Annotated in this window: 10 protein-coding genes; 7 read left to right on the forward strand and 3 right to left on the reverse strand. The window is 59.5% G+C overall.

Going from position 1 to position 8,439, the window contains the following annotated elements; genetic code table 11:
• On the forward strand, positions 1-1,359 hold a 1,359-nt coding region (locus tag PSD17_RS12905), incomplete at its 5' end, for a protein rep (protein WP_445261010.1).
• A 23-nt stretch (positions 1,360-1,382) separates the two neighbouring features.
• On the opposite strand, the gene PSD17_RS12910 is transcribed toward PSD17_RS12905, so the two are convergent.
• A complete protein-coding gene (locus tag PSD17_RS12910; protein ID WP_339122756.1) occupies positions 1,383-1,805 on the reverse strand; it encodes a hypothetical protein in 423 nt (140 codons plus the stop codon).
• 179 nt (positions 1,806-1,984) lie between these two features.
• Between PSD17_RS12910 and PSD17_RS12915 the strand changes: the two genes are divergently transcribed.
• Together PSD17_RS12915 and PSD17_RS12920 are read left to right on the forward strand one after the other, a co-directional pair.
• On the forward strand, positions 1,985-2,623 hold the full coding sequence (locus PSD17_RS12915; RefSeq protein ID WP_339122757.1) for a ParA family protein: 639 nt from the start codon (positions 1,985-1,987) through the stop codon (positions 2,621-2,623).
• Complete coding sequence (locus tag PSD17_RS12920) at positions 2,620-2,949, forward strand: hypothetical protein (protein WP_339122758.1); 330 nt, start codon at positions 2,620-2,622, stop codon at positions 2,947-2,949. The genes PSD17_RS12915 and PSD17_RS12920 overlap by 4 nt, the downstream gene beginning before the upstream one ends.
• Positions 2,950-3,347: 398 nt before the next feature.
• On the opposite strand, the gene PSD17_RS12925 is transcribed toward PSD17_RS12920, so the two are convergent.
• Positions 3,348-3,644: a hypothetical protein gene (locus tag PSD17_RS12925; RefSeq protein ID WP_339122759.1), complete on the reverse strand. Its 297-nt coding sequence runs from the start codon at positions 3,642-3,644 to the stop codon at positions 3,348-3,350.
• An 80-nt stretch (positions 3,645-3,724) separates the two neighbouring features.
• Entirely contained in the window at positions 3,725-4,030 is a 306-nt protein-coding gene (locus PSD17_RS12930; protein ID WP_339122760.1) for a hypothetical protein, read from the reverse strand.
• 223 nt (positions 4,031-4,253) lie between these two features.
• Between PSD17_RS12930 and PSD17_RS12935 the strand changes: the two genes are divergently transcribed.
• The 4 genes from PSD17_RS12935 (at position 4,254) to PSD17_RS12950 (ending at position 7,083) form a co-directional block, all read left to right on the forward strand.
• Complete coding sequence (locus PSD17_RS12935; RefSeq protein WP_339122761.1) at positions 4,254-4,628, forward strand: hypothetical protein; 375 nt, start codon at positions 4,254-4,256, stop codon at positions 4,626-4,628.
• Positions 4,629-4,648: 20 nt separating this feature from the next.
• On the forward strand, positions 4,649-5,983 hold the full coding sequence (locus tag PSD17_RS12940; RefSeq protein WP_339122762.1) for an FtsK/SpoIIIE domain-containing protein: 1,335 nt from the start codon (positions 4,649-4,651) through the stop codon (positions 5,981-5,983).
• Between the two features lie 4 nt (positions 5,984-5,987).
• Entirely contained in the window at positions 5,988-6,314 is a 327-nt protein-coding gene (locus tag PSD17_RS12945; protein ID WP_339122763.1) for a hypothetical protein, read from the forward strand.
• A 328-nt stretch (positions 6,315-6,642) separates the two neighbouring features.
• Positions 6,643-7,083: a hypothetical protein gene (locus PSD17_RS12950; protein WP_339122764.1), complete on the forward strand. Its 441-nt coding sequence runs from the start codon at positions 6,643-6,645 to the stop codon at positions 7,081-7,083.
• The last annotated feature ends 1,356 nt before the right edge of the window (positions 7,084-8,439 follow it).

Genomic DNA, 8,439 nt, shown 5'->3' on the forward strand with positions numbered 1-8,439 from the left:
GAGCGCCGCCGCGAACACCTCGCCCGCCGTGAGGCCGGCGTCCGCGCCACCGGCCAACAGCAGCTCATCGTTCCGCAGCTGGCCGACGTCCACCGCCTCCCCGGCGATGGCCTGTCCGGCCTCTCCGGCGTCGTCGAGCGCGAGGAAGTCCGCCGAGCTCGTCAGGCGGCACGCCGGGGCGGCGCAGCCGACCCGGCGCTTGTTAAGACGCAAAGTTACGAAACACAACAGGGGTCAGGGCAGCTCAGCAGCCCTTCCGTTGAGGTCAGCCAGCAGCGCATGGCCATCCGGTACAACAACCTGGACACGCTGCGCTGGGCAAGCACCAAGAAACGGGTCCGGCAGTGCAAGACCGCCATCGGCAACGGCAACGTCGGCATCGTCGATCACGGAGACAAGACCGGCGCGCACTTCGTCGGCGTCGAGTCCTGCGCCAACGTCTGGTGCTGCCCGGTGTGTGCACCGAAGATCAGGGCAGGCCGTACCTCTGACGTCACGGAAGCCTTCCGGCTCCATCTAGCGACCGGCGGCGGCTTCCTGTTCCTGACGCAGACCGTGCAGCACAACCACGGCGAGCGGCTGGCCTTCCTGCTCGAGCTGCTTGGCAAGGGGTGGCAGCACCTTGCCAACAGCCGGACGTACAAGGCAGCCCGCAAGCGGTACGGCATCCTCGGCAACATCACGGCGCTAGAGATCACGCACGGTGTCACGGCCGGATGGCATCCGCACCGGCACTTGCTGATCTTCACCAAGCGGCCTCTGTCGACCGACGAGGTGGCCGACCTCGAAGCGGCCATGCACGCCGTCTACAGCCAGTGGATGCGTAAGCAGGGCAAGGTGTCCAAGGCGCACGTCGGCCTCCGCATCGACCAGGTGACGGACGCCAACGAGGCCGTCGGCAAGTACATCACCAAGATGCAGGCCAGCTACGAGCTGACACGCTCTGACCTCAAACAATCGCGGGCGGCCAAAGAGGGCGGCACGGTGCCTTTCGACTTCCTGCTGCGGCTGTCCGACGATCACCGGGACGAGACCGCCCGGCGGCTCTGGCAGGAGTACGAGCAGGCCACCACCGGCAAGTCGGCTGTGCGCTTCTCCAAGGGGCTGCGGAAGCTCCTCGGCATGGAACCGGCCAAGACCGATGATGAGCTGGCAGAGGAAGAAGCTGGCGGCGATACCGGGGTGTTCCTGGCTGCTCCCCTGTTCCGGCGCATGACCAAGGCCGGGCATCGCGGCTTGCTGCTCTGGACGGCCACCAACAAGGGTGACCTTGGCATCATCAAGCTGGTGCAACTGCTCTACCCCGGCGAATACCTCGTCGATGAGCTAGAAGTGCCGGGGTCGGTCGTCATCGGGTGATTCAGTAGTTCAGTAGTTCAGTATCAAAGCAACGTCACGTTCTCTACCGGTGGCAGCTCGGCCTTGGGCTTCGCAATGGCTGCGCCTCGGCGGTAGTCCTCGGTGGTCGTGCGCCGGTTGCTGTCGTGCAGGCTCTTGCGTCGGCGGTGGAACGACTGCTTGGTCGGGTACCGGCCGTCCGTCAGGTCTGCTGCCTCCTGCAAGCTGCGGCCGTCAGCCATGCTGTCCATCATGCGGCCTTCGATCTCATCGAGCAGTCGCCGCATGGTGTCCAGCATCGGCCAAGCTGCGCTCGGCTCGCTGTCGTCCATGTCGCCGTCCGCTGCGCGGTCGTCAACGGCCATAAGCAACGTCATCACTTCAACGGCCAAGCTGTCTTCGGCCTGTTCGCGCTGCTCGCTGGTCGTGATCTGCTGAAGTGCCCGGAGGGCTTCGTTGCTATACATACCGTCATCGTATCGATGACGGTACAGCCTGTCAAGTAACTCAGTAGTTACTGAGTTCAGTAGTTCAGTATCTCCTAGCGTCATCGTATCGATGACCCTTCGACATACTGAGTTCAGTAGTTCAGTAACTCAGTAATACAGTATTGCATGAAGTCAGTAGTTCATGAGATACTGACTTCATGGCACAGGACATAGTCGCCTTCATCAACTTCAAGGGCGGCACAACCAAGACCACTTCGGCTGTGTTCACGGCGCACGTCCTGCATGAGCTGGGCAGGCGAGTGCTCTACGTCGACTCCGATCCCCAGGGGTCGGCTCTGTCGTGGAATGAGGATGCGCCGCAGCCGTTTCCGTTCACGGTAATTGGCTTGCCGACCAAGGCACTGCACAACGAGCTGCGCGATTTCGCAGCCGGGTATGACGCCGTGGTCATCGATACGCCACCGCTCGAACAGAAGTCTGGCGTGGTTGTGTCAGCCCTCCGCGTGGCGACCCTGGCCGTTGTGCCAGTCGCTCCGACTCCCATCGAGTACAAGCGCCTCGCCCTGGCGGTCGAGACCGTCAACGATGTGGCCGACCTCCGTGCGGACGGCCAGCCGCCCCCGTTGGCCGTCCTGCTCACCCGGACTATTCCGAACGCCATCAGTACCAGCACCTACCGCGATCAAATTACCAATGACGGCCTGCTGGTCATCGGCTCCACCGTCGGCCGGCTAGAGATATTCAGCCAGGCAGACGGCGACAACATCACCAACGCTACCGCGACCGCCTACGGCGACGCCGTGGCCGAACTACAGCACAGGGGACTGATCAAATGAGTACCGCAGCACAACGAGCCGCAGAGAAGGCCGCAAGGCTGGCAGCGCGCCACAACGACACCAAGGCAACGACTGACGCGCCGGACGCTGCACCGGCTAATGTGCCGACACCGGAGGCGGACACTACCCCTGTTCGCCTGACGGTTGACTTCGCTGCACCCCTGTTCGATTCATACGATGCCTGGGCGCGTGACACCAACCGGAAGCACCGTCTCGGCCGGTCGATCAAGCCTGACGTTATTCGCGCATTGGTGCGGAAACTCCTTGAAGATGAGGAATTGCGCGATGAGATTATTACAACGCTAATTGCCGAACGGAGGAAATAGTCATGCTGTGGGAATTAAAGCCCGGAGAAGTTGAATATAAAGTCGAACATTTAGAAACCGGCGACGCCTGCCCCCATTGTGGCAGTCATGATTGCGAATATCGGGCAATGCAGCACCCTACGCGTAAAGGCTATATGCAAGTCGGCCTGGACTGTCACACCTGCGGTAAAAAGACCATCGGAGCCTGTCGTGACTACGATCAGGAGTCGGACTTTTCACCGGTCCCGTTGCCGAAGTAGCCGGGCGTCATCGATACGATGACCCCTCTCTGACCTGGGGATAGCTAGACTCGCCAGCGTCCGCTATGCTGATAGCTCTCTCCAGCAGGTGTTCCACGCGTCAACGGTCGTGCCAACTAATTAGGCATGGCCACCGCACAAAGTGGAGCAGTAGGAATGTCAGACAGTTTCTTGGCTGTCATGCTCGGCGCGCTCATCAATGACGCGCTGCAAGGTGTTGCTATGCATTCGGAGCCGGTCGGCGGCATTGCGCCGACTCATGAGGTGATTCCGGACGCCATACACGGCAGCATCTACGGCGAACCGTTCGGCTTCTTCGGAGATTTCGACCAATTGGTCAATTAGTACGCCTGCGAGATCATGGCGGCCACTCAGCGCTTCTGCGAGCGTTCGAGTGGTCGCCATTTTCTGTTCTAGGGTGTCGATATTTTCGTCGTAATTCGGAGAGCTTTCCATAATAACTAGTGCGGACGCGTGTAGCGACTTTATTGTCATATATAGCACGCTACGGCGTCCGCAATATTGGTTATAACACGTTACGGCATTTTATTCAATACCTCAATGTCCAGGGGATGCCCCTGGCGCGTTTCGTACTCCTCTTCAAATCGCCTAATGGCGCGGTCGAGCGTGTGCGGATGAATCCGCAGTCGGTCGGCCGCATTGCGCTTCGTGATATCGCTTTTACGCACTGCATCAATGGCAATAAGCATCGCGGCATTCTTCGACAATTCCGAAATCTCGTGCAACCGGCTAATCAGCATTTGGCCGATAAACCGCTCTTCGATTTCTGGACTGCTGTTAATCTCGCGCATTGCGTCAATTCTCTCGATCAGTAGATCCATGAATCTCTCAATTTCTGCATAACCGTCGTGTGATGCCATTTACTTGCCCCCTTGACCATAATGTGTTCTCCGTGGTACGTTAGATATAGTTCAGGGAACTACACCCCGTCGCCAGCCGGGTGCAGCGTACCGCGAACCAGCGAAAACAAGGTAATGCGGCCAATTAAGCCGCCCGCAATGACAATCTGTCATTGCAAGGAGAACAACAAGAATGGATTCAGAAATGCAGAGCATCACGCTTGGCGACGGTACCCAGTCCTTCGCCGATGTGGCCTTCGATAGCGCCATGCCGAAGATGGCCTTCCAGACCAAGGAAGACCGCGACGCTGGACGGCCTCGCACACAGGACAAGAACAACGATGGCGTCAACAAGTGGCAGGTGCGCCTGAACGTCACCTACCGCGACACCAACCGGGGTGACTTCATCCTCGTGAGCGTCGCCAGCAACGACGACCCGTCACAGCGCTTCGCCCGTGGCGATGTCGTCAGCTTCGACAACCTCCGCGTCGGTGCCAACGGCTACCGCGAGCGCGCAGGCTTCTCGTGGTTCTACTTCGCGGACGCCGTTCACCCGGCAGCCGTCGCGGCCAAGTCCTAAGCGGCGCAAGGGGTTCCGGCATGGATACCGACCGGTCTTTCGATCACCTGTCAGGGCAGAGTGGGCGCTTCGTTGCGCTGCTGCTCGGCCTCGCCGTGGTCGCCACACTGGCCGCCGCGCCGGTACTCCTGCAGCACGGCTCCAGCGGTGCCGCAGCGCTCGGAATGCTCGTCCTGCTGGTGGTGGGCTTCGGCTCCCTCGGTGTCGGGCACCTCGTGCGCTCCGGCTTCCTCTGGGAACTGCAACAGCGCCGACTGTTCCGCCACGTTTGCCGCCGCGTCGGCCTGACGATCAAGGATGAGAAGAGCGGCCGGCCGATTTACCCGGCGCTGAGCCGGATGGTTGGCAGCTCGGAGGCCTGGTCTGGCCGTGTCACACCGTTGACCGGCCAGACCGTCGGCCAGTGGGAAAAGGCGGCGGATGCGTTCAGCCTGGCGATGGGCGCATCCTTCCGTGTGAGCAACAACGGTGACGGCACTTTGACGGCCAAGGTCGGCCGTACGCCGCTCGAAACCACCGACGCCAGGGTCATCGATACGATGACGGTAGATCAACGTGGCTGGCGCTCGCGCCTCCTGAATATCCCGGTAGCGATCACCGAAGGCGGCCAACGCTTCGACCTCCCGGCCATCGATACGCACACGCTCATCGTGGGCGAGTCCGGCTCTGGCAAGGGTTCCGTCGTCTGGTCACTGCTCGTCGGCCTGGTGCCCGGTATCCGCGCCGGTGTCGTCCGTGTCTGGGGACTAGACCCCAAGCGCGTTGAGCTATCCATCGGCCGCGGCTTCTTCTACAAGTACGCCTCGACCACTGACGAAATGGTCGCCATGATGAAAGAGCTTGTGGCGGACATGATGCAGCGCGCCGACCAAATCGCCGGAAAGACTCGCAAGTTCGACCCCTCGCCGGAATACCCGATGAATGTCATTATCATCGACGAACTGGCCTATTTATCATCAATGCTGCCAGATCGGAAAGTGGCCGCTGAGGTCAATAAGGCATTGCAAACAATCCTCGCGCTCGGACGGGCAACCGGCTACATGATCGTCGGTGCCGCGCAAGATCCGCGCAAGGAAACCATTGCGCTCCGTGACATGTTTCCGACACGCGTTGGCCTCCGGATGAAAACCGGCATGATCGACCTCGTACTAGGTTCCGGCGCTCGTGCCGATGGTGCGTACTGCGACCAAATCCCAGACCCGAAAGAGGGCGGCGCAGGAATGGCTTACGTCATCGGTGAAGGCTCGCACGTCCCCAAATTGGTGCGCTTCACTTGGTGCTCCGACGACTTAATCATGCGGCTATCGTCCACATTGGATTCTAGCGCCGCCGACGACACAGACGACCAGGAGTAAAGCAATGGGCTTCCTGACGCCCCGTGATGACGTCAACAAAAATCCGCTTGGCCTTTCATCGCGCTACGAAGTGCCGCGCGAGATTAGGAAGGCTCGTGATACTGAGGTCGGCAAGTCAATTGCTCGAACTCAGGTGGTCGAGATGGACATGCGCGGTATTGAACACGCTGCCATCGCTGCCCAAGCTGCTGTAAGAAACCTGATCTTGGCTGGTGACGCTGCCGCCATGCAGGTGCCGATCAATAAGGCTCCGCTCATCATGGGCATTACGAACATGGCTGCGATCATGTTGCAGACCAAGCTTAGTGAGTTGGGCGGCAACTTCGGATGATTGCTAGTCTTCGACTGCTGCCCCTCGTCCTGCTCCTGCACCACATTGAGGGTGTTTGTAGGCCAGTTGTTCCGTGGCAGCGAAAAGCCGTTCAGGCGGCCTCTCAGAGCCTCATAGACGCCATCCAAGCCCAGGACCCGGCGGTAGATGCAGCACGGCTGACGGCCGAACGTGAGACCGAGCTTCAACACCTCCGCGCTGCCCGTCATCGTATCGATGACCCCACCGAAGCCACCGGGTACCGGCCGTCTTCCCCTCGGCCGGTGCTCGGTGCCCCAAATCCGCCGGCCGATTTGGCTGACCAGCTGCGCGCACACCAGGAGCACCGATGACAACGGCTCTGCTCGTCGGCCTCGGCTTGGCGCTGCTCGTCGTCGGCGGCCTGGCGGCCTATTGGCGCGGCATGTTGGAGGGCAAAAGTCGGATTCCAACATCAGCGCAAATCATGCTCGAAATGCAGGAAACATACGACGTTGCCATGAAAGCCATTGTGGGCGACACCGTAAGGGAAAAGGCAAAACGGCGGCAGGCTTCCCCTGGCGAATGGAAAATCGGCCTCACCAATGAAGAAATAGCGCAGGAAATGCAGCGACGCCGTGACATTTACGACGCTGTAAATAAGATCCCCGATTACTACGAACTCGAATGGCAAAGGAAAAAGAATGCGGCACAGCAGCGGCAGTCCATTAGTCAAAATTGCACTTGGAACGGTGGCGCTAATGATTTTCGCGCCGATGCTCATGCAATCGTTCCGGGACGCAATGGCTGACATTTGGCCGTACCTCATCGCTACGATCATTATTGCAATTGGCCTCACTCTGTTAGCGCGATTCTGGCGCGGCACCGGCCGTCATTGATAACGGGGGCGCAATCGTTCACTCCGACTTCCTAACGCCATTGCAACAGAAATCCATTCTCCGGAGGCGCAGCGCTTCCAAGTGTCCGGCCGAAGGACGGACGCCGCGACCGACGCCCGGAACGGAGTGAGGACGGCAGGGCGCGGACACTCCGACATTTCAGCAGAGAAACCAATTGTGCAAGTAGATAAGCATTTCGATCAATAGGCAGCAGGTGGACGTATTAAACCCCCCTCTCCCCCCTTTAAATACAGCTCCATCCGAATGACGGGTGATCTAATGCGAATCGGCAGCACAAGCGGTGATCAGCAGAAATCCGGGGTGTTTGCTACCGGCAGCCTGTCGACACGACGGCACCGGTCTTCGAGTGGGGCGACCCATTTAGAGGCGGAACCCCTTGTTAGCCGTTCGTATTTGGCAGATGGCGTGTGGTGTCAAGGGCGCCGAAGGCGGCGCAGCGAACCCTTGACACCGCGCGTCATTTGTCATTCACATGATCGGATCACAAGGGGTATAGCCGGAACCGCAGCGAATCCGCAGAACTCACCACAAGCAATATCGTACTTTACGAAATGCGCGGCGTAAGTCATAATGCAAAACAATTGTCGAAAAGCAAATGTGAGTATCTGAACAACACACGCATAGCCTTTCGCGCAATTACCGAATAACTAAAAAGGGTAAAAAAGAATGCGCTATACGAAAAAAGCGCCAGGCTTTGGAGTGCCTGACGCCCAGCGAAATGTGGTACTGAACATCATCAGTTTATTACCATTTTGCCATTTACCGCAAGACTTCATTGTAAATATTGCACCGAACACAAATTGTGCTCACGCTTTAAGCCAGTCTCGTAACAATCTGTTCTCTGTGGTACGTTCAGCGTGCCACCGGGCAGCCGCTCCGACACGCCGGGCGCACAGCGTCCCCCGTCCAGGGGTCGAGCTGCGAGAAGGTGGCCGACGCACGGTCTACGGCCAGGAGGTCAGCCAGCTAGAGGCTCCACAACTCCATAAAAAGCGAAAACGCCCGGTGTTGGCGCACCAGGCGTTCTCTGAAACCCCTCGAAGGGCTGTCGTGGTAGACACCAGCTTCGCAGGGCTACTGCTCTGCGTCAATTTTCATCCTTCGGCGCGTCGGCCTGGTGGTCGTCGTGGCTGAGGCTCCTGTCATCCGCAAGTGGCGCAAGGTTCAGCGGCGCACGGCTCGTGAGCGCCGCCGCGAACACCTCGCCCGCCGTGAGGCCGGCGTCCGCGCCACCGGCCAACAGCAGC

The sequence above is a fragment of the Pseudonocardia sp. D17 genome (assembly GCF_036984265.1).
Taxonomy (GTDB): Bacteria; Actinomycetota; Actinomycetes; order Mycobacteriales; family Pseudonocardiaceae; genus Pseudonocardia; species Pseudonocardia benzenivorans.

Bases quoted from the DNA above. Each gene is read 5' to 3' on its own strand.
- PSD17_RS12910 (WP_339122756.1), bottom strand. From the start codon at position 1,805: ATGTATAGCAACGAAGCCCTCCGGGCACTTCAGCAGATCACGACCAGC.
- PSD17_RS12915 (WP_339122757.1), top strand. From the start codon at position 1,985: ATGGCACAGGACATAGTCGCCTTCATCAACTTCAAGGGCGGCACAACC.
- PSD17_RS12920 (WP_339122758.1), top strand. From the start codon at position 2,620: ATGAGTACCGCAGCACAACGAGCCGCAGAGAAGGCCGCAAGGCTGGCA.
- PSD17_RS12925 (WP_339122759.1), bottom strand. From the start codon at position 3,644: ATGGAAAGCTCTCCGAATTACGACGAAAATATCGACACCCTAGAACAG.
- PSD17_RS12930 (WP_339122760.1), bottom strand. From the start codon at position 4,030: ATGGATCTACTGATCGAGAGAATTGACGCAATGCGCGAGATTAACAGC.
- PSD17_RS12935 (WP_339122761.1), top strand. From the start codon at position 4,254: ATGCAGAGCATCACGCTTGGCGACGGTACCCAGTCCTTCGCCGATGTG.
- PSD17_RS12940 (WP_339122762.1), top strand. From the start codon at position 4,649: ATGGATACCGACCGGTCTTTCGATCACCTGTCAGGGCAGAGTGGGCGC.
- PSD17_RS12945 (WP_339122763.1), top strand. From the start codon at position 5,988: ATGGGCTTCCTGACGCCCCGTGATGACGTCAACAAAAATCCGCTTGGC.
- PSD17_RS12950 (WP_339122764.1), top strand. From the start codon at position 6,643: ATGACAACGGCTCTGCTCGTCGGCCTCGGCTTGGCGCTGCTCGTCGTC.